The following is a 22077-nucleotide window of genomic DNA, read 5'->3' as shown; positions in this document are numbered from 1 at the left end:
TGCTCCGTCGGGCAAAACAGGGGCAGAATGGCATCATGGGTGGCATGGGCAGGGTGCCTCTCCCTCCTCATCCCCCGTCATTGCGAGCCACCGGGTCCGCGCGAAGCGCGGCCCGATGACAGGCTCCGCGAAGCAATCCAGACTGTCGCTGCGGAACGATTCTGGATTGCTTCGCTGCGCTCGCAATGACGGCGTGGTGAGAGTCTCGGCCCTACGCCCCGCTCGTGCCCCGGACGCAGCGCAGCGCCCCTTTGGCGGTGCGCTGCAGAGCCGGGGCCCATGGGACACCGGAATTCGCAGCTTCTGGGCCCCGGATCGGCGCGCGCTCGAGGCGCGCTTGTCCGGGACACGAGGGCGCCTCCTCACGCCGTCTGCGGCGTCCTGATCTCGCGGGGCAGGATCAGCGCGGCGGCGATTGCGAGCAGGCAGAGTGCGGCGAAGGCATGCAGCATGGTGACGAAGCCGCCCTGCTCGTAGAGCCAGGCGACCAGGCCGACGGAGGCGCCGGCCGCGGTGAAGCCGACGAAATAGCGCACGGCATAGGCGCGCGAACGCCATTCTTCCGTGGTGTACTTGCCGACCATGGCATCGTTCACCGTGACCTGCCCGAACGCGCCCATGACGATGCCGATCGAGACCAGTATCAGCGGCAGATTGTTCAGGCTGGCGGCGAGGTACAGGAACGGCGCCAGCATGAAGGACAGCGGCAGCGCCACCGTCTTCAGCGAATAGCGGTCGAGCAGCCGGCCGATCGTGTACTGCGTCATCGCACCGAACACGTAGACGCAGGCCGCGATCACCCCGAGCCGCGCCGGGCTTTTGGTGAGATCCGCAAGCCGTTCCGCGAACAGTTTTGGCAGCGCCACGGTGACGGCGTTGAAGGTCGTGGAGATCGCGATCACGACGATCAGCAACGCGAGGATCACGCGCCACATGTCCTGTTTTGCCACCCGCGCCTGGGCCGCCGCCTGCTTTGAGCCCTTGCGGTCCTCGTGCACGACGCTCATCGCGAAGGCGATGCCGATCAGGACCGTGACCACGCCGGGAACGATGAAGGCAAAGCGCCAGCCGAGATACTGGCCGATCACGCCGGTCACCAGCGCCGAGGAGGCGACGCCGAGATTGCCCCAGACGCCGTTGATGCCCATCTCGCGGCCGAGCCGGTCGGCATAGGACACGATCATGGCGGTGCCGACGGGATGATAGATCGAGGCGAAGATGCCGATCGCGAGCAGCGCGGCGCCGAGCTCGACCTGTGTCTGCACGAAGCCGACGGAGATCATGGAGGCACCAATGCCGACGAAGAAGATCAGCATCATGTGGCGGCGGCTCCAGCGGTCCCCGAGCCAGCCGGTGAGCAGCGAGCCCGCACCGAAAGCGATGAAGCCCGGCGTCGCGTAAGGCAGCAGCTCCGAATAGGCCATGCCGAGCGCCGGACCCATGATGATCACGGCGGCGGCAAAGATCAGCATCGAATAATGGTCGATGAAATGGCCTGCATTGACGAAACTGATGACCCGGCTGGGGCTGTTCATTACGAATCCTCTCCTATTCCAAAATGAGTTATATGTCGGACCCATGACGGGATGCTGCCAATGACTGTCTTGGAAACGCCAATCTTGGAAACGCCAATCCTGAGGGAGGTCCAGAGCAACCATCGCTCGCCCGCGGGTGTGCATCTGGTCGCCCGCGATTATCCCAAGGGCATGCGGATCGATCTGCACATGCATCGCGAGGCGCAGCTGATCTATGCGGCACGCGGCACCATGCAGGTGACGACGCCCGGGGGACGCTGGCTGGTGCCGCCGGACCGCGCGGTCTGGGTGCCGGCCGGGCTGGAGCACGCCCTCGACTTGCTCGCCGATATCGAGATGCGCACGCTGTATTTCGACCTGACCTGGCTCAAGCGCGAAAAGCGTTATGAGGGATTGACCCGGGAATTCGTGGTGCGGGTGTCGCCGCTCCTCAATCAAGCGATCCTGGCGCTGTTCGACGCGCGTAACACCGAAGAGCGCACCGAGCTGCTGGTCCGCCTGGTGATGCTGGAACTGCACCAGGCCGAGGATTCCGCGACCTTCCTGCCGCTGCCGCGCGAGCCGCGCTGCCGCCGCGCCGCGATGATCGTGCTCGACGATCCCACCGACCTGCACGACATCGACACCCTGGCGCGCGAGGTCGGAACCTCCGCGCGCACGCTGTCACGGCTGTTCTCGAGCGAGACGCAACTGAGCTTCAAGAGCTGGTGCCAGCGCGCGAGGATTGCGGCGGCGATCCAGCTGATATCGATGGATGCGAGCGTGTCGGTGAAGCAGCTCGCGACCCAGCTCGGTTATGCCAGCATGCCGGCATTCTCGGCCGCGTTCCGCCAGGTGACGGGGCGGACGCCGACGGAGTTTGCGGGGAAGGGGTAACTTTCACTCCAAACTCGGAGTCATTGCCCGCGAAGGCAGGCAATCCAGTATTCCACCAGCGCTGGTGATTGAACCGATGGGCCGCGGCGTACTGGATGCCCCGCCTGCGCGGGGCATGACAGCGCGTTTCGGGGTGACCACGCCCACGCAGTATCACGGCCCTCACCCGGCATGACACCATTCTCCAAACGCACGGCCCAACTAAAGATGCCGCATTCCCCTGCTTGATTGTGATCGGCTTCCGCCTAAATCCCGTGTAAGCTTCGGCACCGCACAAAACCGGATTCGAAAAGTCCAGATGGCCAACGCCTTCTTCTCCGACCTGCTCGCCACCATCTCCGAGCGCGGCCGCACGCTGCTTCGCCGCGGAGACAGCACGGACACCAGACAGGATGCCGACGGGCTGGTCGAACTCTGCAACGCGCTGCTGTCGGGCCGGGGCGAAGCCTCCGGCACGGCCATGGCACGCGAGGTGCTCGATCTCTACAGGGATCTCGATGCGGCGGGACGCCGCGCCTTCTTCGAGGCGCTGGTGCGCGATTTCGGCCCGGACCGGGAACGCCTGTCCCAGGCGATCGAGAAGTGGCGCGCCAAGCCGACGGATGAGGACGCAAGCTCGCTGCATTTCGCCTCGGAGCCGCGGCGGCAGGAGCTGATCCGCCGCCTCAACCGGGCGCCCGGCGGCACCGGCGATCTCGTTGCCATGCGCGCCGACCTGCTCGGCATGATGAACGGGCACACCGATCTCGCCGCGCTCGATCGCGACGTCTCGCATCTCCTCTCTTCGTGGTTCAACAGGGGGTTTCTCGTGCTGCGCCGGATTGACTGGTCGACCCCGGCCAACATCCTCGAAAAGATCATCCGTTACGAAGCAGTGCACGAGATCAGCGACTGGGACGATCTGCGCCGCCGCATCGATCCGGTCGACCGCCGCTGCTACGCCTTCTTCCATCCCGCGATGGTCGACGAGCCGCTGATCTTCGTCGAGGTGGCGCTGACCGAGACGATCCCCGGCGCGATTGCGCCGCTGCTCGCGGTCGACCGCCAGTATCTGCCGATCGAGCGCGCGCGCACGGCCGTGTTCTACTCGATCTCCAACACCCAGCGCGGCCTTGGCGGCATCTCCTTCGGCAGCTTCCTGATCAAGCAGGTGGTGGAGGAGCTGCGCCGCGAGTTGCCGAAGCTCGACAGCTTCGTGACGCTGTCGCCGGTGCCCAGCTTCATGCAATGGGTGAAGCAGGACAAGGATCTGCCGCTGTCGGACGAGGACCGCGAGGTGCTGAAGCGCCTCGACGATCCCAAATGGTTCGAGAGCCCCGAGACGACGACGCTGCTCCGCGGCGTGCTGGAGCCGCTCGCCGCCTATTATTTCCTGAAGGCGCGCACGCCCAAGGGCCGGCTGATCGACTCCGTCGCCCGCTTCCATCTCGGCAACGGCGCAAGACTCGAACGCATCAACTGGCTCGGCGACCTCTCGCCGAAGGGCGTGCGCGAGTCCGCCGGCGTGATGGTGAACTACCTCTACCGCCTCGACGACATCGAGAAGAACCACGAGGCCTATGCCAATGACGGCGAGGTCGTGGCGTCCAGCGCGGTGAAGAAGCTGCTCAAGGGCGAAGGGCGGCGGTTGCTGGACATGCGGTTGTCGTAGGCCACATACTCAGTCGTCGTCCCGGACAAGCGTAGCTCTAGACAACGCGTAGCGTTGTCTAGAGCGAAGCGCTGATCCGGGACCCATAACCACAGGACAGCGTGGTTACGAGGACTCGGAGTTGTCAGCTTCAAGAGACGACTTCTCCCTGGGGTTATGGGTCCCGGATCTGCGCGCGCTTAAGGCGCGCTTGTCCGGGACGACACCGAGTGTGTGGCGCGGCCATCGTACCCCAGCGCGCACACCCTACTCCGCCAGCGCCTTCATCTCCTTGTAGAGGTCGGACTTGCCTTCGAAGCCGATGCCGGGGAGGTCGGGCATGGTGATGTGGCCGTTTTCCACGCGAACGCCGTCGGGGAAGCCGCCGTAGGGCTGGAACAGGTCGGGGTAGCTTTCGTTGCCGCCGAGGCCTAAGCCCGCGGCGATGTTGAGCGACATCTGGTGGCCACCGTGCGGGATGCAGCGGCTGGGCGACCAGCCGTAGGTCTTCAACACCTCCAGCGTGCGCTGGTATTCGCAGAGGCCGTAGGACAGCGCGCAGTCGAATTGCAGCCAGTCGCGGTCGGGGCGCATGCCGCCATAGCGGATCAGATTGCGGGCGTCCTGGTGGCTGAAGAGATTCTCGCCTGTCGCCATCGGGCCGGGATAGAATTCGGCGAGGGCTGCCTGCAGCGCGTAGTCGAGGGGATCGCCGACCTCCTCGTACCAGAACAAGGGATAATCCCGCAGCATCTTGGCGTAGGCGATGCCGGTCTCGAGGTTAAAGCGGCCGTTGGCGTCGACAGCGAGCTGCGCGTCCTTGCCGATCTCCTTCAGCACCGCCTCGATGCGGGTGCGGTCCTCGTCGATCGGCGCGCCGCCGATCTTCATCTTGACGACGTTGTAGCCGCGATCGAGATAGCCGCGCATCTCGCCGCGCAGCATCGAGAGATCCTTGCCGGGATAGTAATAGCCGCCGGCGGCATAGACGAACACGCGCGGATTGGCCGTCACGCCGTGGCGTTCGGCGAGCAGGCGGAACAGCGGCTTGCCGGCGATCTTCGCCACCGCATCCCACACTGCCATGTCGATGGTGCCGACAGCGACCGAGCGCTCGCCATGGCCGCCCGGCTTCTCGTTGGTCATCATCGCGGCCCAGACCTTGTCGGGGTCGAGATTGTCGCCGGCGCTATCGAGCAGCGACTTCGGATCGGCCTCCAGGATGCGCGAGGCGAAGCGTTCGCGGATCAGGCCGCCCTGCCCGTAGCGGCCGTTGGAGTTGAAGCCGTAGCCAACGACGCGCTTGCCATCGCGCACGACATCGGTGACGACGGCAACGAGGCTCGTCGTCATCTTGGTGAAATCGATATAGGCGTTGCGGATCGGGGACGAGATCGGTTTTGTGATCTCGCGGACGTCGACGATGCGGACGGACATGGGGTGGCCTTCGATTTGTTAGTGCGTCATTCCGGGATGGTCCGAAGGACCAGACCCGGAATCTCGAGATTCCGGGTTCGATACTTCGCATCGCCCCGGAATGACGGTGAACTATTTCTTATCCCTGAAATACGGCTCGACCGGACCATGCACCTTGATGGTCAGCGGGTTGCCGTAGCGGTCCTTGGCGTTCCCTGCGGTGACGCGGACCCAGCCTTCGCTGATGCAGTACTCCTCGACATTGGTCTTCTCGATGCCCTTGAAGCGGATGCCGACGTCGCGCGCCAGGATGTCCGCGTTGTAGTACGGGCTGTTCGGATCGACCGACAGGCGGTCCGGAAATTCGTCGCTCATGATTGTCTCGCTCACAACAGGGTCTCGATTTGCTGCCGCAATCCTTCGGGCCGGGCGGTCGGCGCGTAGCGCGCGATCACCTTGCCGGCACGGTCCACCAGGAATTTGGTGAAATTCCATTTGATGGAGGCGCCCAGCAGGCCGGATTGCTGACGTTTCAGGTACTCATACAGGGGATGCGCATTGGCGCCGTTGACGTCGATCTTCTCGAACAGGGGGAAGGTGACGTCGTAATGGGTCGAGCAGAATTCCTGGATCTCGCTCGCCTGCCCCGGCTCCTGTGCGCCGAACTGGTTGCAGGGAAAGCCGAGCACAGAAAAGCCGCGCGGGGAGAGATCGCGATAGAGATCCTCGAGGCCGCGATATTGCGGCGTGAAGCCGCATTTGCTCGCGGTGTTGACGATCAGCAGCACCTGCCCTTCGAACCGGCGCATCGGCACCTCCTCGCCGGCAAGCGAGTTGGCCTTGAAGTCGTAGATCACGGACATCGCTAACCCACGGGATCGATCGGCGACGGCGGCACGCCGCCGGCCTCGATCGCCTCGCCCGCGAGCAGACAGAGGTCCTCGCGATAACGGCCGGAGACGATATGCACGCCGACGGGCGTCTTGCCGACGAGGCCGGTGGACACCACAAGGCCCGGCAATCCCATGAAGGGCGTGGCGATCTGCGGCATCTGCGCTTCCCAGACGCGCTTGAAGGACTCCTCGTCCTTGCGGTCGAGATGATCGGGGAACGGCAATTCGCCGGAGACCGGCGTCAGCACCACGGCGTATTTTTCGAAGAACAGCATCCAGTCGCGGGTCAGCGTGGCTCTTCGGGTCAGCGCCTTGGCGAAGTCCGCCTGATCCATCGGCGTCACCCTGCTGCGATTGCCGCGCAGGCACGCCAGCGCGCCGGGATCGCCCTCGCGCTCGGCCATCTCCAGCTGCGCCTCGTAGCCGTCGCCGAGCCACAGCTTGATCTGCCACTCGACCGCTTCGCGCATCGGCGGAGTGTTCTCGATCACATCGACGGTCCAGCCCGCGCGCTCCAGGCGCTTGCCGGCATCGCTCACCGCGGCCTTCACTTCCGGCGTGGTCGCGAGCCCGTCCGGGTTGAGGCAGAGCGCGGCACGCTTCGGCCGCGCGGGACCTTCCAGCGGGGCCGGGACATACCAGGGATCGCGGATGTCGCGGGCCGACATCGCTTCGAGCGAGATGCGCAGATCGTTCACGGTGCGGGCCAGCGGTCCCGACACCGCCATGATCTGCGGCCCGATCGGGCGCTCCGGCAGCACCGGATTGAAGGCGGGGATGCGGCCGAGCGTCGGGCGCAGGCCGTGCACGCCGCAGGCATAGGCGGGGTAGCGGATCGAGCCGGCAATGTCGGTGCCGTGGGCGATGTGGCCGATGCCGGCCGCGACCGCCGAGCCGGCGCCGCCGGAGGAGCCGCCCGGCGTCAGCGAGGCATCGCGGGGATTCCTGGTGTCGCCATGGACCAGGTTGGTGGTGAACCAGCGATAGGAAAAGGCCGGGCAGTTGGTGCGGCCGAGCAGGACGGCGCCGGCCTTGCGGAAATTGGCGACCACCGGATTGTCCTCGCGCGCAATCAAATCGCGCTGCAGCTTGAGGCCGTTGGTGGTGGCAAAGCCCTCCTGGTCGACATTGGCCTTGATGGTGACGGGCACGCCGGCGAGTACGCCGGGGTCCTCGCCCCTGGCAATTGCGGCATCGACGGCGTCGGCCTGCTTGAGCACATCGCCCGGGCGATGGTCGATCACGGCATTGAGCGCGGGGTTGACCGCGTCCAGGCGGTCGAGGCCGGCCTTGGCCGCCTCCCTGGCGGACACTTTTTTGGACCTGACGAGGGTGGCGAGGTCGGCGGCCGACAGGCGCCAGAGATCTTGCATGGCTTGCTCCGTATGACCGGCGTCTTTTAACGCCGGGAACGCGGCAAAGCCATGCGGATTTCGCAGGGGCGAAGGTGGGAGCTAATGCCTCGTCGCCGACTGGTCCGGCATGTCCAGCAGCGCCTCGGTGAAGGGGAACTCCAACACGATCTCCCCGTCGGAATCGGTGACCTCGATGACCGCCTCCAACAGGGCCGGCTGGGTTCCTTCCGATTTCAGGACCTCGAGGATCATCTGGCGGGCGACCTCCCAGGCGCGATCGGGATTGCGCAGGTCCTCGCCGTCAGGATCCACGATCAATTCGTCGCCGATACGGGTGTTGAAGAAATATCTGGGCATGCCTGATCCAATGGGGTCGCCTGTCGTCGATTGGAAGCCGTTTCATACTCACAACTGGTTTATCCCGACAGGGATCACGACCTATCGGCTATTTTGCGCAGTCATTCGCTCATCTTTGCGGCCGCAATGCGCTCTCTTTGCAATGCAACAATTCCGCCAGCCTACTACCTAGGTCGGGAAAATTTCACTGGCGAACTTCTCCGCCCGCATTAATTTATCTGCGGGCGGATACGTCCGAATTCACGAAAATGGAGAGCCAAATGGCCTGGAAAGCCCCGAAGATCGTCGAAGTGCCCTGCGGCATGGAAATCAACATGTATGTGAGCGCCACCCGCAAGTGAGCGGCTGGCGAGTACGCGTTCTGCGCAGGTGGTTCTTGCGGTCACGATAGGTTTCCGGACGTAGGAAACAGTGTCGGCCTGAGATCCACCTCGCGACGTTGCCTCCAGGAGACGTAACATGCTTCGCGTCGTCGTCCTGGGCGCAGGGGCCGGCGGCGGAGTGCCGCAATGGAATTGCGGCTGCGAGGGCTGTCGCGCGGCCCGTGCGAATGGACATGAGCTCCATAAAACCCAGGCCTCGGTTGCCTTCAGCGGCGATGGCGAGCACTGGTTCCTGATCAACGCCTCGCCCGATCTTCGCCAGCAACTGAACGCCACTCCGCAACTGCATCCCAAGGCGGGCGCGCTGCGCCATACGCCGGTTGCGGGCGTGATCCTGACCAACGGCGAAGTCGATGCCGTGGCCGGCCTGCTGTCGATGCGCGAGGGCTCGCCCTTCACGGTCTATGCGCATGAGAAGGTGCTGGCGATCCTTGCCAGCAACAGCATCTTCAACGTGCTGAACGAGAAGAACGTGCGGCGCCAGCCGATTGGGATCAGCGAGCCGTTCGAGCCGCGGTTGCCCGACGGCACGCGCTCGGGACTCGAAGTGCTGCCGTTCGCCGTCCCAGGCAAATCGGCCTGGTATCTGGAAGGCAAGGCGCATCCGGGCGGCGAGACCGGCGACGGAGATACGCTGGGGCTGAAGATCACCGACAAGGCCACGGGCAAGTGCTTCTACTTCATCGCCGCCTGTGCCGAGGTGACCGATGCGCTCAAGGCCGAGATCGATGGCGCCGCACTGGTGTTCTTCGACGGAACGGTCTGGCGGGACGACGAGATGATCAGGGCCGGGCTCGGCCACAAGACCGGCAAGAGCATGGGCCATGTTGCGATGTCCGGCGCCGACGGCGCGATCGCGCGGCTTGCCGATCTCGATATCGACAGGAAGATATTTCTGCATATCAATAACTCGAATCCGGCGCTGCTGCCCGCCTCCCCGGAGCGGAAAATGGTAGAACAGGCGGGCTGGCAGATACCTCGGGATGGAACGGAGATCGTGCTGTGAATGCCGCGTCACTGACTGGAATGACCGCGCTCTCGATCGGCAAGGACATCAAGCTCACGAGCGCCGAGGAGCTCGAGGCGACGCTGCGCCATATCGGCGCGACGCGCTATCACAGCCTGCATCCGTTCCATAAGCTCTTGCACGGCGGCAAGCTGAACAAGGGCCAGGTGCAGGCCTGGGCGCTCAACCGCTACTATTACCAGAGCACCATCCCGATCAAGGACGCGGTGGTGATCTCGCGCTTCCGCGATCGCGCCACCCGCGTGGAATGGCGCCACCGCATCGAGGACCATGACGGCGATGTCGGCTCCGAGGGCGGCATCGAGCGCTGGCTCAAGCTGACCGAGGGGCTCGGGCTCGACACCGCCTACGTGGAATCCACCGAAGGCATTCTGCCGGCGACGCGGTTCGCCGTGGAGGCCTACGTGCACTACTGCCGCGAAAAAAGCCCGCTGGAGGCGATCGCCTCCTCGCTCACCGAGCTGTTCGCGCCGAACCTGCATGAAGAGCGCATCGCCGGCATGCTGGAGCATTACGACTTCGTCAACCCTGATATCATGAGCTACTTCAAGCGGCGCCTGACGCAGGCGCCGCGCGATGCCAATTTCGCGCTCGACTACGTCAAGACGCACGCCACGACGCCGGAGCAGCGCGCGCTCGTGTGCAACGCGCTGATCTTCAAGACCAACGTGCTGTGGGTGCAGCTCGACGCGCTCCAGCACGCCTATGTCGAGGGCCACATTCCGCCGGGCGCGTTCGTGCCCAAAGCGGGTTAAGAGGAACTGCGATGGCCGGGCCGCGTCATATCAGCGTCAGCGAGGCAAGCCGCCCCGTGCTGCCGCGGCATGCCAAGCTGAAATACGACGACACGCGACAAGTCTGGGTGATCCTGGCACCGGAACGCGTGCTGGCGCCGGACGAGATCGCGGTCGAGGTTTTGCAGCTCTGCGACGGCGAACGCAATGTCGGCGACGTCGCCGATCAATTGGCGGCGAAATACGCCGCGCCACGCGAGGCGATTCTGGCCGACGTCATCGTCATGCTGCAGGATCTCGCCGACAAGGGCTTCCTCACCGAGGCCCGGGAGAAGACGTCATGAGCGACGTGCTCGGCAACATTGCACCCGGAATGAGCGACAGCCTAGCGGTGCTGGAGAAGCAGCGTTCGACGGCGGAGACCTTCGGCATTCCGCTCGCCGTGCTGCTCGAGATCACCCATCGCTGCCCGCTGCAATGCCCCTACTGCTCCAACCCGGTCGAGCTCGACCGTTCGGGCAAGGAGCTGACCACCGAGGAATGGAAGAAGGTCTTGAGCGAGCTCGCCGAGATCGGCGTGCTGCAGGTGCATTTCTCCGGCGGCGAGCCGACGGCGCGCAAGGACCTCGTCGAGCTGGTCAAGCATGCGAGCGACGCCGGCCTCTACACCAACCTCATCACCTCGGCCGTGCTGCTGACGCGCGAGCGGCTAAGCGATCTGGCGGATGCCGGGCTCTGCCACGTGCAGATCAGCTTTCAGGGTGTTGAAGAAGGCTTGGCCGATCGCGTCGCCGGCTACAAGAATGCGCATCGCAAGAAGCTCGAGGTCGCAAACTGGACGCGCGAGCTCGACCTGCCGCTCACCGTGAACGCGGTGATGCACCGGCAGAACCTGCATCAGCTTCCCGACATCATCCAGATGGCGCTGGATCTCGATGCCGACCGGCTCGAGGTCGCCAATGTCCAGTATTACGGCTGGGCGCTGAAGAATCGCGCCGCCCTGATGCCGACCGTGGCGCAGCTCGACGAATGCACCCGCCTCGTCGAGGAGGCGCGCGAACAGCTGAAGGGCCGGCTGACCATCGACTACGTCGTGCCTGACTATTACGCGCTGCGGCCGAAGAAGTGCATGGGCGGCTGGGGCCGGCAGTTCTTCAACATCTCGCCCGCCGGCAAGGTGCTGCCGTGCCACGCCGCCGAGAGCATCACCGGGCTCGATTTTGAATCCGTGCGCTCGAACCATTCGATCGCCTGGATCTGGCAGAACTCCGAGGCCTTCAACCGCTATCGCGGCACCGGCTGGATGAAGGAGCCGTGCAAATCTTGCGAATTCCGCGAGATCGATTTCGGCGGCTGCCGCTGCCAGGCCTTCGCGCTGACCGGCGATGCCGCCAACACCGATCCGGCCTGCGCGCTTTCGCCGCTGCACGAGACCATCTTCAAGCAGGCCGAGCGTGAGGCCGAGGGCGAGACCAACCGCTTCCTCTACCGCAACTTCGCCGGCGGCACCCTGGAATCCGAGAATGACGCCTGACGCCGACGCGGCCAGCTCAGTCAGGCGTGCCGATCCCTTTGCGCCGCTGACCTCCGACATGCTCGATGTCGGCGACGGCCATGAGCTCTATGTCGAGAGCATCGGCCGCGCCGACGGCATCCCCGCGGTCTATCTGCATGGCGGGCCGGGCAGCGGCTGCCAGCCCGATCATCGCCGGCTTTTCGATCCCGAGCGTCTCCATGCCGTGCTGTTCGACCAGCGCGGCTGCGGCCGCAGCCGTCCCAAGGGATCGCGCGAGCACAACACCACAGCGCACCTGATCGCGGACATGGAGAAGATCCGCGAGAAGTTCGGATTCGAGCGCTGGATGGTGGTCGGCGGCTCCTGGGGCGCAACGCTGGCGCTGGCTTATGCAGAGGCGCATCCCGAGCGCGTCTCGGGTATCGCGCTCCGCGCAACCTTCCTGGGCACGCGGGCCGAGGTCGCGACGGCCTTCACCTCGCGCCTGTCGCAATTCTATCCTGGGCTCTACGAGGATTTTCTCAGCGTGCTGCGGCTAGATGAGCGGGACCGGCCGGTGGACGCCTATTGGCGCCGCATCCTCGATGCCGACCCGGCCGTGCATGGCCCGGCGGCGAAGGCCTGGCACGACACCGAGCGCATCTTGTCCGAGCACAAGCCCGCAAGGACGCGGCTGGACCTGGCCGCACTGAACGTCTGGCGCACATTGCCGGCGACCCCGTTCATGGAAGCGCATTATTTCATCAACGACAGCTTCATGACCGAAGACCAGTTGCTGCGGAACGCGGCAAGGCTCAAAGGCATCCCCGGAATCATCGTCCAGGGCCGCTACGATCTGTTGTGCCCGCCCGAGACATCGCACGCGCTCGCGAAAGTCTGGCCCGGCTCCGAGCTTCGCATCGTGGAAGAAGCCGGGCATTCGCTCTATGATGGTGGCGTGAGGGACGCGGTCATGAAGTCGATCGCGGACGTCGCGTCGAAGATTGCGCGCTGAGGCGCGATAACAGGACGACAAGAACAATGCCGCTCGCCGGGAAAGGCATGCTGCTGACGTCGATGAACATCGACGTTTCAGATGAGACCGATTTCAACCGCTGGTACGATCGCGAGCATCTGGAAGAGCGCGTCGCGATCGAGGGTTTCCTGGAAGCGCGGCGCTATGTCGCGCATGCCGCCAATCCCAAATATCTCTGCCTGTATTCGACCGCGACGCTCGACGTGCTCGACAGCCCCGCCTACAAGGCGCGGCTCGCAAACCCGACCGACTGGTCGCGGCAGACCATGGCGCGCTTCAAGGACATGCTGCGCGTGGTCGCGCGCATCACCATCAGCAACGGCACCGGGCGCGCCGCCGCGCTCGGCGTGGTGCGACTGCGGCCTACGCCTGATAATGCCGCAGCATGGCGTGATGCACTGCAAGAAAAGCTGGCGCCGGAAAATCACGCCGGCATCATCTCGATGCATCTGCTCGAGAGCGAGCCGGAATTGTCGGGCGCAACGCCTGATATTCCGGCAGTGCGCAACGAAGGTGCGCGCGACTGGTTCGTGCTGATCGACGGCACCCACGTCGGCGCGGTCTCGGCGGTCATCGCCGAGCGCTTCACCGGTCCCGCCGCATCACCCTTCCCGCTTCCGGTCTCGGTCGGCACCTACTGCCTGATGTGGGACCTCGCGAAGAGCGATATCGCGCGCGGCTGAGTCAGCCATCCGCATCGCAACATATTGCACCGCACGCACAGCGCTGGCGGCGCGTTAATGCTGTGCACGCGCAGCTCCCATGAAAGACGGTGATCGCCCAAAATTGCCGTTGTACTTCGGAGCGGTTCTAATAAGCTAACCCAATGACGTCATTCAGAAACCGGATCGAAGCGCGCTAAAGCGCTCGCCAAGCTCAAGAAAAGGCCGCGGGGGTCTTTGAGCCTGCGCGGACAGGGTAGGAATGAAACCGACCGATATCGCGGCCCCCGACTACTTTCACAAAGTGGTCGATTGCCAGTGGGCCTGTCCTGCACACACCCCGGTTCCCGAATACATCCGACTGATCGCACAAGGCCGCTACAGCGACGCCTACATGATCAATTGGCAATCGAACGTGTTTCCCGGAATTCTGGGACGCACCTGCGATCGCCCGTGCGAGCCTGCGTGCCGCCGCGGACGCGTCGAGGAAAATCCGGTCGCTATCTGCCGCCTCAAGCGCGTCGCCGCCGACTTCAAGGACGACATCAGGCAGCGCCTGCCGCGCCCCTCGCCGAAGAACGGCAAGCGCGTCGCGCTGGTCGGCGGCGGCCCGGCGTCGCTGACGGTGGCGCGTGATCTGGCGCCGCTCGGCTATCACTGCACGGTGTTCGATGCCGATCCCGAAGCCGGCGGCATGATGCGCTCGCAGATCCCGAAATTCCGCCTGCCCAATTCCGTCATCGACGAGGAGACCGGCTACATCCTGGGTCTCGGCGTCGACTTCAAGGGCGGCCATCGCATCGAGAGCATGAAGTCGCTGCTCGCGGAGAAATACGACGCGATCTTCGTCGGCTCCGGCGCGCCGCGCGGCCGCGAGCTCGACATTCCCGGCCGCAAAGAGGCAGCCGCCAACATCCATATCGGCATCGAATGGCTGGCCAACGTGTCGTTCGGCCATGTCGACAAGATCGGAAAGCGCGTGATCGTGCTCGGCGGCGGCAACACCGCGATGGATTGCTGCCGCACCGCGCGCCGCCTCGGCGGCGAGACCGTCAAGGTGGTCGTCCGCTCCGGCTTCGAGGAGATGAAGGCCTCGCCCTGGGAGAAGGAAGACGCGCTCCACGAGGACATCCCGATCCTCAACTACATGATGCCGGTGGCATTCAAGCATGTCGCCGGCAAGCTGATCGGCGTTACCTTCCAGAAGGTGAAGGCCGAATACGATGCCAAGGGTCGGCGCAACCTGGTGCCTTCGGGCGAGCCCGACGAGACGATCGTATGCGACGACGTGCTGGTCGCGGTCGGGCAGGAGAATGCCTTCCCCTGGATCGAGCAGGATTGCGGCATCGAGTTCGACAAATGGCACATGCCCAAGGTCGATCCCAAGACCTTCGCCTCGACCAATCCCAAGGTCTTCTTCGGCGGCGATGCCGCCTTCGGCCCGAAGAACATCATCTGGGCGGTCGCGCACGGCCATGACGCCGCGCTGTCGATCCACAAGATGCTGTCGGGCGAGGACATCACCGAACGTCCGCTGCCGGAGGTGCAAATCTCCTCGCAGAAGATGGGCATCCACGAATGGAGCTATGACAACGACATCTCCAACGACAAGCGCTTCAAGGTGCCGCATCGCGACAAGGTCATCGCGCTGAAGGACATCCGCGCCGAGGTCGAGCTGGGCTACGACGTCAAGCTCGCGCTCGGGGAAGCCGAGCGCTGCCTGAACTGCGACGTGCAAACCGTGTTCTCGACCTCGCTCTGCATCGAATGCGATGCCTGTGCCGACATCTGCCCGATGGACTGCATCACCTTCACTGACAATGGCGAAGAGAGCGATTTGCGCCAGCGCCTGAAGGCGCCCTCGCCGCACCGGGACCAGGACCTCTACGTCTCCAGCGACCTCAAGACCGGGCGGGTGATGGTGAAGGACGAAGATGTCTGCCTGCATTGCGGGCTGTGCGCCGAGCGCTGTCCCACCGGCGCCTGGGACATGCAGAAATATTTCATCGATATGACCCACGCAGGTTCGACATGTCCGACAAAAAGCCGATCAGCAGCGTAAACGACTTCGTCGTCCGCTTCGCCAACGTCAACGGCTCGGGCTCGGCCAGCGCCAACGAGATGTTCGCGCGCGCGATCCTGCGCCATGGCGTGCCGGTGTCCCCGCGCAACATCTTCCCGTCCAACATCCAGGGCCTGCCGACCTGGTACGAGGTGCGCGTGACGGAAGCCGGCCATCTCGGCGCCCGCGGCGGCGTCGACATGATGGTGGCGATGAACCCGCAGACCTGGGACAAGGACGTCGCCGGCATCGAGCCCGGCGGTTATCTGTTCTACGATTCCACCAAGCCGATGCCGTCGACAAAATTCCGCGACGACATCACCGTGATCGGCGTGCCGCTCACCGCGATCACCAACTCGACCTACACCGATCCGCGCCAGCGCCAGCTGTTCAAGAACATCATCTATCTGGGCAGCCTCTCGGCGCTGCTCGACATGGACCCCAAGCTGATCGAGCAGTTGATCGGCGAGCAGTACAAGGGCAAGGAGAAGCTGCTCTCCTCCAACGTCCATGCGCTGCATCTCGGCCGCGATTGGGCGCTGCAGAACCTGAAATGCCCGATCGGGCTCAGGGTGAAGAAATCCGACAAGGTCGGCGACCGCATCTTCATCGAGGGCAACAGCGCAGCCGCGCTCGGCGCCGTCTATGGCGGCGCCACCGTGTGCGCCTGGTATCCGATCACGCCGTCATCGTCGGTGGCGGAGGCCTTCACCGCGCATTGCAAGAAGTACCGGCACGATCCGGAGACCGGCAAGGCGAAATACGCCATCGTGCAGGGCGAGGACGAGCTGGCCTCGATCGGCATCGTCATTGGCGCCTCCTGGAACGGCGCGCGGGCCTTCACCGCGACTTCCGGCCCCGGCATCTCCCTGATGACGGAGTTCATCGGTCTCTCCTATTTCGCCGAGATCCCGGCCGTGATCATGAATATCCAGCGCGCCGGCCCCTCCACGGGCATGCCGACCCGCACCCAGCAATGCGACATCATCGCCTGCGCTTATGCCTCGCATGGCGACACCAAGCATGTGCTGCTGTTTCCGGAAGACCCGGCCGAAGCGTTCGAGTTCGCAGCGGCCGCCTTCGACCTCGCCGAGCGCCTGCAGACCACGATCTTCCTGATGCTCGATCTCGACATCGGCATGAACCACCGGCTCTGCCGTCCGCTGAAGTGGGATGACGCCCGGCAATACGACCGCGGCAAGATCATGACCGCGGAGATGCTGGAGGAGGGCCGCGACTTCGGCCGCTATCTCGACGTCGACGGCGACGGCATTCCCTACCGCACCTATCCCGGCACGCATCCGACCAAGGGCTCCTATTTCACCCGCGGCACCTCGCGCGACCGCTATGCGCGCTACTCGGAGGAAGGCACGGTCTATGCCGACAACATGCAGCGCCTGGTGCGCAAGTTCGAGACCGCGCAGGATCTGGTGCCGCGGCCGCTGCAGGCCAACGCTGAACGGCCGACCAAATATGGCGTGATCTATTTCGGCTCGACCTCGCCGGCGATGGACGAGGCGATCGGCCTGCTGGAGGCGCGCGGGCATCAGCTCGATCGCCTGCGCATCCGCGCCTTCCCGTTCCATTCGAGCGTGGCGAGCTTCCTCGCCGAGCACGACTTCGTCTACGTCGTCGAGCAGAACCGCGACAGCCAGCTCCGCCAGCTCATCGTCAACGAGAACGGTATCGATCCGGTCCGGCTTGTGCCAATCGTGCACTACGACGGTTCACCGATTACCGCCCGCTACATCGCAAAAGCCATTGGCGACCACCAGGATCAGCTCAAGGTGACCCCGCTTCGGAAGGCCGTGTCATGACCTACATTGCAAAACCGAAATTCCATCATCCCGGCCTCAAGAAGAACGAGCTCGGCTACACGCATCGCGATTACGAGGGCAAGATCTCGACGCTGTGCGCGGGCTGCGGCCACGATTCGATTACGGCCTCGATCATCGAGGCCTGCTACGAGCTCTCGATCGAGCCGCATCGGGTGGCAAAGATCTCCGGCATCGGCTGCTCGTCGAAGACGCCGGATTATTTCCTCGGCAATTCGCACGGCTTCAACTCCGTGCACGGCCGCATGCCCAGCGTGCTCACAGGCGCCAACCTCGCCAACCGCGATTTGATCTATCTCGGCGTCTCCGGCGACGGCGATTCCGCCTCGATCGGCTTCGGCCAGTTCGCGCATTCGATCCGGCGCGGCGTCAACATGACCTACATCGTCGAGAACAACGGCGTCTACGGCCTGACCAAAGGCCAGTTCTCGGCCACCGCCGACCGCGGCTCGAAGAGCAAGAAGGGCGTCACCAACACCGACAACGCCATCGACCTCGTCGCGATCGCCCTGCAACTGGGCGCAACCTTCGTGGCGCGCTCGTTCTCCGGCGACAAAGGCCAGCTGGTGCCGCTGATCGCGGCCGCGATCGGTCACAAGGGCGCGTCCTTCATCGACGTCATCAGCCCCTGCATCGCCTTCAACAACCACGCCGGCTCGACCAAGAGCTTTGACTATGTCCGCGAGCACAATGACGCGGTGAACCGGCTCGACGTGCTGGTCGGACGCGATCCGATCGCCGTCGACTACGCGCCGGGCACGGTGCAGGTGGTCGAGCAGCATGACGGCAGCAAGATCGCGCTGCGCAAGATCGACGCCGACTACGATCCGCATGACCGGTTAGGGGCTCAGACCTTCCTCGCGAGGCACGCCGCCAAGGGCCAGATCGTCACCGGCCTGCTCTATGTCGACCCCGACGCCGAAGACTTGCACGAGCACCTCAACACGGTCGAGACCCCGCTCAACACGCTGGAAGCGGACACGCTGTGCCCGGGCTCGGCGGTGCTGGACAAGATCAACGCCAGCCTGCGGTGACGAATTGGCGGCATCGGTCCTCACCTTACCCCGATGGGGAGAGGTGTTCAGCATTCGGGCGACTGCCGCCACCACGCTGACGCATCCGTAGGGTGGGCAAAGCGAAGCGTGCCCACCATTTCTATCAATCGCCTGGAAAGATGGTGGGCACGGCGCGCTGCGCCTTTGCCCACCCTACGGCACTGCTCTATTGGACCGGCTCGGGCTCAGCTGCGGCGCGACCCGTATATGCCAGCCGTCCGGCCGTCCAGTATTGCTTGCAGGTCTCGAACAGCGTTTCGCCGTCCATGGTCAGGCCGCCCGTGACGAGCACGCCGTCCGCACCAATGGGCTTGTTCAGCAGCGACAAGACGCGCTTCAGAAAGCCGCCTTCGAACCGCTCGGCGAGAAGAGGATCGACCTGAAGAACGACGATCTTCTGGCTGCGATACCGAAAGATCGATATGTCCCTCACCGATCGCCACGAGATGGTGTCATCGGCGATCCTGGTGTCGCGAATGCCGACACGGGTAATGAAGAGGACCGGCTCCCTGGCGGAGATCAACGTCCACAGCGTCTTGCAGGTGGCCAGGCCGAAAAACACGATGCCGAAATAGGAGAGCGCGATCTGGATCGTGGCGATGTCCCTGCCATAGTGCCAGCTGAATGCGAGCGCGCCGCACAGCAGCGTCGCCAACAGGCCGGCTCCCAGCAACTTGAACAGCCGCGCAAGGGAATAGCCGATCGCAAGGTTGGGCAAGTTCTGACTTATGGACATTTTGACCGCCACCAGTCATCTGCAACAACCCGGGGTTTACCAACACCCCTCCTTCCAAATTGTTAATGAGGGAACCTTGCGCGAGGCTGCCCGCAAGGCGTGCGGCCAGGAACGCTTGAACGCAACGCTTTCCGCCCGCGACTAAATGCCAGTCGGCTCCTGCCTGCTCGTTGCGGGTTGACAACGGTTCACACGCCCGGTGCGATCATGAAGCTTGCTATTTTCATTGCGACTATTTTTGCCGCGTTCGGCGGCGCCGCCCACGCGCAGGACGACGTCCATATCCGCGAAGCCACCAAGGCCGAGGCCGAGGCCTTCAGCGAGCGAGTGTTCGCCGGTCCGCCCGGCAGGAAGCTCTACGCCTGCTTCGTCCGCCGTTACGATGCCGATCACCTCGCGCGGCATCCGAAGCAGAAGGTCGCTTCGATGAAGCTGCTGATGTCGGCCGAATACGATAGCGAGGTCAAGGACCTCCGCTATTCCTTCCGCCTGGGCTTCAAGTACCGCCACCGCTCCGGCGATTTCGATTCCAGCGGCTCGTGCAGCCACGCCGTGTTCGAAGACAGCGGCAACGAGGTTCGCTTCGGCTGCGGCGTCGACTGCGAGGGCGGCGGCATCGGCGTTGCGCTCTCCAAGGACGACAAATCGGCGATCGTGCGGCTCGAACGGGTCAGGGTCTGGCAGAACAACAAGCCCGATGACGACGCCGAACAGTCGCTGGTGGGCGGCGCCGACGACAGGATCTTTCGGCTCGACCGTGTCGACAACGGCGAGTGCGCTTCGCTCGTGACCGACCGCAAGGAACTCGCGGCGCTCCGCCACAAGTGATATGCCTTCGGCAAATTCGGGCCTAGTCGAGGGAGACTGCCATGAACCGCCGGAACATCTTGTGGAGCGCCATCTCGGCTTTGGGCGCGGCGTTTGGCGCCTCACGCGCGCAGGCCGCGACGGAAGCCGGCGCCGGCAGCAAGCTGAGGGTGGTCTATCACCTCAGCGACGCCGAGAAGGTCAATTTCGTGCTCGGCAACATCCAGAACCACATCGACGGCGTCGGCGGCCCTGAGCACGTGACGATTGCGCTGGTGATTCACGGGCCGGCACTGAAGGCGTTTCACTCGGCGCAGGCCAACCCCGACGTCAGCAAGCGCGTCGGTGATTTCTCCAAGGACGGCGTCGAGCTCGCCGCTTGCGGCAACACCATGAAGGCGCAGAACGTCACTCTGACGGACCTGCTGCCCGGCTTCGTCAGCGCGGAGAAGGGCGGCGTGGTCAGGTTGGCCGAGCTGCAGTCGCAGGGGTATCTGTATTTGCGGCCGTAAGGCTACGCGGCCCGCCACATCCCCGTCGTTGCGAGCGCAGCGAAGCAATCCACCTTTAACACTTGACTTACCCATAACCCCGCGGTTATGAGTTAATCCATAACTTCAGAGTTATGGATTCCGCATGTCCGCCGCCCACGACCTCCTGTTCAGGACCCTCGCCGATCCGACCCGGCGGGCGATCTTCGAGCGGCTGTGCCGCGAGGGCGAGCAGACGGTTGGGGCACTGACGCTGCGATCCGGCGTTTCCCAGCCGGCGGTCTCGAAACATCTCGGCGCGCTGAAGCAGGCGGGCCTCGTGCGCGACCGCCATGAAGGACGCCAGACCCATTACAGCGCGCAGCCCGGCGCACTGAACCCGCTGATCGACTGGACCAGCCAGATGGCCGGCTTCTGGCAGAACCGGCTCGATGCACTCGACGAACTCCTGCAGAGGATGGACCAATGACCGAAACACGTTCCGTCGTCGTCGAGCGCGAGTTCGCCTTCCCGGCCGAGCGGCTGTGGCGCGCGCTGACGCAGCCGCATCTGATCGAGGAATGGCTGATGAAGAACGACTTCAAGCCCGTGGTCGGTCATCGCTTCAACCTGCGCGGCGAATGGGGCGGCGTGCTCGACTGCGAGGTGCTCACCATCGAGCCGCAGAAGACGCTCGCCTACACCTGGAATTTTGCGCATGAGGACGCCGCCTTCGATCTCAAGAGCGTGGTGACCTTCACGCTGACGCCGACAAGCGCGGGCACGCATCTGCGCGTCGAGCAGGCGGGCTTCAGCCCGACACAGAAGCAGGCCTATGGCGGCGCGCATGCCGGCTGGAAGCAGTTTTTCGCAAAGCTCGACGAGCTGCTGGCGCGGGCCGAGTAGCGCCGTCGCCGACCGTCATTCGATCATCTCAAGAGGAGGTTTTGTTGACCGGGAATATGTGGGTTCGCCAGATCCATCGCTGGCTTTCCATCGCCTTCACCCTTGCCGTCATCGCGAACATCGTTGCCATGACCATGCAGCTCGATGCCGCCTGGATCGGTTTCCTGGCGCTCGTTCCGCTGATCCCGCTGCTCGCGACCGGGCTGTATCTGTTCGCGCTGCCTTATCTTGGCCGGCGTGGCGATGCGCAGAGTGAGGCGAGGTCATGAAGAAAGCGGTGGCGGCGAAGAAGAGCAGCGCGAAGGAAGCGGACGGAGCATCAGCCTCAAAACTGATCGACGGCCGGATCAGGGAGCTCGGCGACTGGCGCGGCGAGACGCTCGCGCGGATCCGCGGCCTGATCAAGCAGGCCGATCCTGACGTGGTCGAGGAATGGAAATGGCGCGGCGTTCCCGTGTGGGAGCACGACGGCATCATCTGCACCGGCGAGACCTACAAGGAAGTGGTGAAGCTGACTTTTGCCAAAGGCGCGGCGCTGGCGGATCCGGCCGGCCTGTTCAATTCCAGCCTCGACGGCAATGTGCGCCGCGCGATCGATCTTCGCGAAGGCGAGACGATCAACGAGAAGGCGTTGAAGGCGCTGATCCGGGCGGCGGTGGAGCTGAATGGGTCCAAGAAGAAGCCGGCCAAGAAGCGGTCGGCGTAGTGATACGCCACGAACGCCTTCCCTTCTCCCCTTGTGGCAGGGCTGTCCGGGGAATGATTCACTGTGTCGCAGCGCATGCCCGGCTATTCCAGCAGGAAGCA

At 64.3% G+C, this 22077-nt stretch carries 25 protein-coding genes; 18 read left to right on the top strand and 7 right to left on the bottom strand.

The annotated features are described in order from the left end of the window. Positions 1–362: 362 nt before the first annotated feature. Positions 363–1535, bottom strand: coding sequence for an MFS transporter (locus JQ592_RS33150; protein WP_211406931.1), 1173 nt, complete (start codon positions 1533–1535; stop codon positions 363–365). 51 nt (positions 1536–1586) lie between these two features. Between JQ592_RS33150 and JQ592_RS33145 the strand changes: the two genes are divergently transcribed. Together JQ592_RS33145 and JQ592_RS33140 are read left to right on the top strand one after the other, a co-directional pair. Continuing rightward, a complete protein-coding gene (locus JQ592_RS33145; protein WP_211406930.1) occupies positions 1587–2411 on the top strand; it encodes an AraC family transcriptional regulator in 825 nt (274 codons plus the stop codon). Between the two features lie 298 nt (positions 2412–2709). Next, on the top strand, positions 2710–4062 hold the full coding sequence (locus JQ592_RS33140) for a malonyl-CoA decarboxylase (protein WP_211406929.1): 1353 nt from the start codon (positions 2710–2712) through the stop codon (positions 4060–4062). Positions 4063–4308: 246 nt separating this feature from the next. Here JQ592_RS33140 and tarD read toward each other — a convergent pair whose 3' ends face one another. The 5 genes from tarD to JQ592_RS33115 all read right to left on the bottom strand — a co-directional run bounded on the left by tarD (position 4309) and on the right by JQ592_RS33115 (position 8062). Next, positions 4309–5478, bottom strand: a complete 1170-nt coding sequence (gene tarD / locus JQ592_RS33135; RefSeq protein ID WP_211406928.1) for a D(-)-tartrate dehydratase — start codon at positions 5476–5478, stop codon at positions 4309–4311. Positions 5479–5589: 111 nt separating this feature from the next. After that, a complete protein-coding gene (locus JQ592_RS33130) occupies positions 5590–5832 on the bottom strand; it encodes a DUF3297 family protein (protein WP_035730878.1) in 243 nt (80 codons plus the stop codon). A gap of 11 nt (positions 5833–5843) precedes the next feature. Beyond that, a complete protein-coding gene (locus JQ592_RS33125) occupies positions 5844–6320 on the bottom strand; it encodes a glutathione peroxidase (RefSeq protein WP_211406927.1) in 477 nt (158 codons plus the stop codon). Positions 6321–6322: 2 nt separating this feature from the next. After that, positions 6323–7723, bottom strand: a complete 1401-nt coding sequence (locus JQ592_RS33120) for an amidase family protein (RefSeq protein WP_211406926.1) — start codon at positions 7721–7723, stop codon at positions 6323–6325. Between the two features lie 81 nt (positions 7724–7804). After that, positions 7805–8062 (bottom strand): DUF6894 family protein, encoded by a 258-nt coding sequence (locus tag JQ592_RS33115; protein ID WP_130365152.1) that lies wholly within the window; start codon positions 8060–8062, stop codon positions 7805–7807. Positions 8063–8322: 260 nt separating this feature from the next. Here JQ592_RS33115 and pqqA point away from each other — a divergent pair, with 260 nt between their 5' ends. From pqqA to JQ592_RS33065, 10 genes are all read left to right on the top strand, one after another. Then, positions 8323–8403, top strand: a complete 81-nt coding sequence (gene pqqA / locus JQ592_RS33110) for a pyrroloquinoline quinone precursor peptide PqqA (RefSeq protein ID WP_007595659.1) — start codon at positions 8323–8325, stop codon at positions 8401–8403. Between the two features lie 118 nt (positions 8404–8521). Further along, positions 8522–9451: a pyrroloquinoline quinone biosynthesis protein PqqB gene (gene pqqB, locus JQ592_RS33105; RefSeq protein WP_211406925.1), complete on the top strand. Its 930-nt coding sequence runs from the start codon at positions 8522–8524 to the stop codon at positions 9449–9451. Positions 9452–9471: 20 nt separating this feature from the next. Continuing rightward, positions 9472–10227, top strand: coding sequence for a pyrroloquinoline-quinone synthase PqqC (pqqC, locus tag JQ592_RS33100; RefSeq protein WP_246820871.1), 756 nt, complete (start codon positions 9472–9474; stop codon positions 10225–10227). An 11-nt stretch (positions 10228–10238) separates the two neighbouring features. After that, positions 10239–10550, top strand: coding sequence for a pyrroloquinoline quinone biosynthesis peptide chaperone PqqD (pqqD, locus tag JQ592_RS33095; protein ID WP_211406923.1), 312 nt, complete (start codon positions 10239–10241; stop codon positions 10548–10550). Further along, positions 10547–11740: a pyrroloquinoline quinone biosynthesis protein PqqE gene (gene pqqE, locus JQ592_RS33090; RefSeq protein ID WP_211406922.1), complete on the top strand. Its 1194-nt coding sequence runs from the start codon at positions 10547–10549 to the stop codon at positions 11738–11740. The genes pqqD and pqqE overlap by 4 nt, the downstream gene beginning before the upstream one ends. Continuing rightward, a complete protein-coding gene (pip, locus tag JQ592_RS33085; protein WP_211406921.1) occupies positions 11730–12716 on the top strand; it encodes a prolyl aminopeptidase in 987 nt (328 codons plus the stop codon). Before pqqE ends, pip begins: the two co-directional genes overlap by 11 nt. Before the next feature lie 26 nt (positions 12717–12742). After that, positions 12743–13420 carry a DUF4286 family protein gene (locus JQ592_RS33080; protein ID WP_211406920.1) on the top strand — a complete coding sequence of 226 codons (678 nt, stop codon included), beginning with the start codon at positions 12743–12745 and terminating at the stop codon, positions 13418–13420. A 241-nt stretch (positions 13421–13661) separates the two neighbouring features. Continuing rightward, a complete protein-coding gene (locus JQ592_RS33075) occupies positions 13662–15461 on the top strand; it encodes an FAD-dependent oxidoreductase (protein WP_211406919.1) in 1800 nt (599 codons plus the stop codon). Further along, positions 15431–17278: a 2-oxoacid:acceptor oxidoreductase subunit alpha gene (locus JQ592_RS33070; RefSeq protein WP_211406918.1), complete on the top strand. Its 1848-nt coding sequence runs from the start codon at positions 15431–15433 to the stop codon at positions 17276–17278. The genes JQ592_RS33075 and JQ592_RS33070 overlap by 31 nt, the downstream gene beginning before the upstream one ends. Next, positions 17275–18330, top strand: a complete 1056-nt coding sequence (locus JQ592_RS33065; RefSeq protein ID WP_211406917.1) for a 2-oxoacid:ferredoxin oxidoreductase subunit beta — start codon at positions 17275–17277, stop codon at positions 18328–18330. Before JQ592_RS33070 ends, JQ592_RS33065 begins: the two co-directional genes overlap by 4 nt. Before the next feature lie 187 nt (positions 18331–18517). Here the strand turns inward: JQ592_RS33065 and JQ592_RS33060 are convergent, their stop codons facing one another. Continuing rightward, the gene (locus JQ592_RS33060) at positions 18518–19087 is read right to left on the bottom strand and encodes an STM3941 family protein (RefSeq protein ID WP_211406916.1); all 570 of its coding nucleotides are present in this window, start codon (positions 19085–19087) and stop codon (positions 18518–18520) included. Positions 19088–19294: 207 nt separating this feature from the next. Between JQ592_RS33060 and JQ592_RS33055 the strand changes: the two genes are divergently transcribed. The 6 genes from JQ592_RS33055 to JQ592_RS33030 all read left to right on the top strand — a co-directional run bounded on the left by JQ592_RS33055 (position 19295) and on the right by JQ592_RS33030 (position 21976). Then, positions 19295–19915, top strand: a complete 621-nt coding sequence (locus JQ592_RS33055) for a hypothetical protein (RefSeq protein WP_211406915.1) — start codon at positions 19295–19297, stop codon at positions 19913–19915. A gap of 41 nt (positions 19916–19956) precedes the next feature. Further along, positions 19957–20406 carry a DsrE family protein gene (locus JQ592_RS33050; protein WP_211406914.1) on the top strand — a complete coding sequence of 150 codons (450 nt, stop codon included), beginning with the start codon at positions 19957–19959 and terminating at the stop codon, positions 20404–20406. A gap of 124 nt (positions 20407–20530) precedes the next feature. After that, positions 20531–20854, top strand: coding sequence for an ArsR/SmtB family transcription factor (locus JQ592_RS33045; protein ID WP_211406913.1), 324 nt, complete (start codon positions 20531–20533; stop codon positions 20852–20854). Continuing rightward, complete coding sequence (locus JQ592_RS33040) at positions 20851–21270, top strand: SRPBCC family protein (RefSeq protein WP_211406912.1); 420 nt, start codon at positions 20851–20853, stop codon at positions 21268–21270. Before JQ592_RS33045 ends, JQ592_RS33040 begins: the two co-directional genes overlap by 4 nt. A 56-nt stretch (positions 21271–21326) precedes the next feature. Beyond that, positions 21327–21539, top strand: a complete 213-nt coding sequence (locus tag JQ592_RS33035) for a hypothetical protein (RefSeq protein WP_433996446.1) — start codon at positions 21327–21329, stop codon at positions 21537–21539. Further along, positions 21536–21976, top strand: coding sequence for a DUF1801 domain-containing protein (locus JQ592_RS33030; protein ID WP_211406910.1), 441 nt, complete (start codon positions 21536–21538; stop codon positions 21974–21976). Before JQ592_RS33035 ends, JQ592_RS33030 begins: the two co-directional genes overlap by 4 nt. The last annotated feature ends 101 nt before the right edge of the window (positions 21977–22077 follow it).

The organism is Bradyrhizobium iriomotense (assembly GCF_018129405.1).
GTDB lineage: Bacteria > Pseudomonadota > Alphaproteobacteria > Rhizobiales > Xanthobacteraceae > Bradyrhizobium > Bradyrhizobium iriomotense_B.
This window is presented reverse-complemented; position numbering and strand designations above follow the sequence as displayed.

Bases quoted from the DNA above. Each gene is read 5' to 3' on its own strand.
- pip (WP_211406921.1), top strand. From the start codon at position 11,730: ATGACGCCTGACGCCGACGCGGCCAGCTCAGTCAGGCGTGCCGATCCC.
- JQ592_RS33120 (WP_211406926.1), bottom strand. From the start codon at position 7,723: ATGCAAGATCTCTGGCGCCTGTCGGCCGCCGACCTCGCCACCCTCGTC.
- JQ592_RS33060 (WP_211406916.1), bottom strand. From the start codon at position 19,087: ATGTCCATAAGTCAGAACTTGCCCAACCTTGCGATCGGCTATTCCCTT.
- JQ592_RS33030 (WP_211406910.1), top strand. From the start codon at position 21,536: ATGAAGAAAGCGGTGGCGGCGAAGAAGAGCAGCGCGAAGGAAGCGGAC.
- pqqB (WP_211406925.1), top strand. From the start codon at position 8,522: ATGCTTCGCGTCGTCGTCCTGGGCGCAGGGGCCGGCGGCGGAGTGCCG.
- JQ592_RS33115 (WP_130365152.1), bottom strand. From the start codon at position 8,062: ATGCCCAGATATTTCTTCAACACCCGTATCGGCGACGAATTGATCGTG.
- JQ592_RS33070 (WP_211406918.1), top strand. From the start codon at position 15,431: ATGTCCGACAAAAAGCCGATCAGCAGCGTAAACGACTTCGTCGTCCGC.
- pqqA (WP_007595659.1), top strand. From the start codon at position 8,323: ATGGCCTGGAAAGCCCCGAAGATCGTCGAAGTGCCCTGCGGCATGGAA.
- JQ592_RS33080 (WP_211406920.1), top strand. From the start codon at position 12,743: ATGCCGCTCGCCGGGAAAGGCATGCTGCTGACGTCGATGAACATCGAC.
- JQ592_RS33145 (WP_211406930.1), top strand. From the start codon at position 1,587: ATGCTGCCAATGACTGTCTTGGAAACGCCAATCTTGGAAACGCCAATC.
- JQ592_RS33125 (WP_211406927.1), bottom strand. From the start codon at position 6,320: ATGTCCGTGATCTACGACTTCAAGGCCAACTCGCTTGCCGGCGAGGAG.
- pqqE (WP_211406922.1), top strand. From the start codon at position 10,547: ATGAGCGACGTGCTCGGCAACATTGCACCCGGAATGAGCGACAGCCTA.
- pqqD (WP_211406923.1), top strand. From the start codon at position 10,239: ATGGCCGGGCCGCGTCATATCAGCGTCAGCGAGGCAAGCCGCCCCGTG.
- pqqC (WP_246820871.1), top strand. From the start codon at position 9,472: ATGACCGCGCTCTCGATCGGCAAGGACATCAAGCTCACGAGCGCCGAG.
- JQ592_RS33150 (WP_211406931.1), bottom strand. From the start codon at position 1,535: ATGAACAGCCCCAGCCGGGTCATCAGTTTCGTCAATGCAGGCCATTTC.
- JQ592_RS33050 (WP_211406914.1), top strand. From the start codon at position 19,957: ATGAACCGCCGGAACATCTTGTGGAGCGCCATCTCGGCTTTGGGCGCG.
- JQ592_RS33040 (WP_211406912.1), top strand. From the start codon at position 20,851: ATGACCGAAACACGTTCCGTCGTCGTCGAGCGCGAGTTCGCCTTCCCG.
- JQ592_RS33130 (WP_035730878.1), bottom strand. From the start codon at position 5,832: ATGAGCGACGAATTTCCGGACCGCCTGTCGGTCGATCCGAACAGCCCG.
- JQ592_RS33035 (WP_433996446.1), top strand. From the start codon at position 21,327: ATGTGGGTTCGCCAGATCCATCGCTGGCTTTCCATCGCCTTCACCCTT.
- JQ592_RS33055 (WP_211406915.1), top strand. From the start codon at position 19,295: ATGAAGCTTGCTATTTTCATTGCGACTATTTTTGCCGCGTTCGGCGGC.
- JQ592_RS33140 (WP_211406929.1), top strand. From the start codon at position 2,710: ATGGCCAACGCCTTCTTCTCCGACCTGCTCGCCACCATCTCCGAGCGC.
- tarD (WP_211406928.1), bottom strand. From the start codon at position 5,478: ATGTCCGTCCGCATCGTCGACGTCCGCGAGATCACAAAACCGATCTCG.
- JQ592_RS33065 (WP_211406917.1), top strand. From the start codon at position 17,275: ATGACCTACATTGCAAAACCGAAATTCCATCATCCCGGCCTCAAGAAG.
- JQ592_RS33045 (WP_211406913.1), top strand. From the start codon at position 20,531: ATGTCCGCCGCCCACGACCTCCTGTTCAGGACCCTCGCCGATCCGACC.
- JQ592_RS33075 (WP_211406919.1), top strand. From the start codon at position 13,662: ATGAAACCGACCGATATCGCGGCCCCCGACTACTTTCACAAAGTGGTC.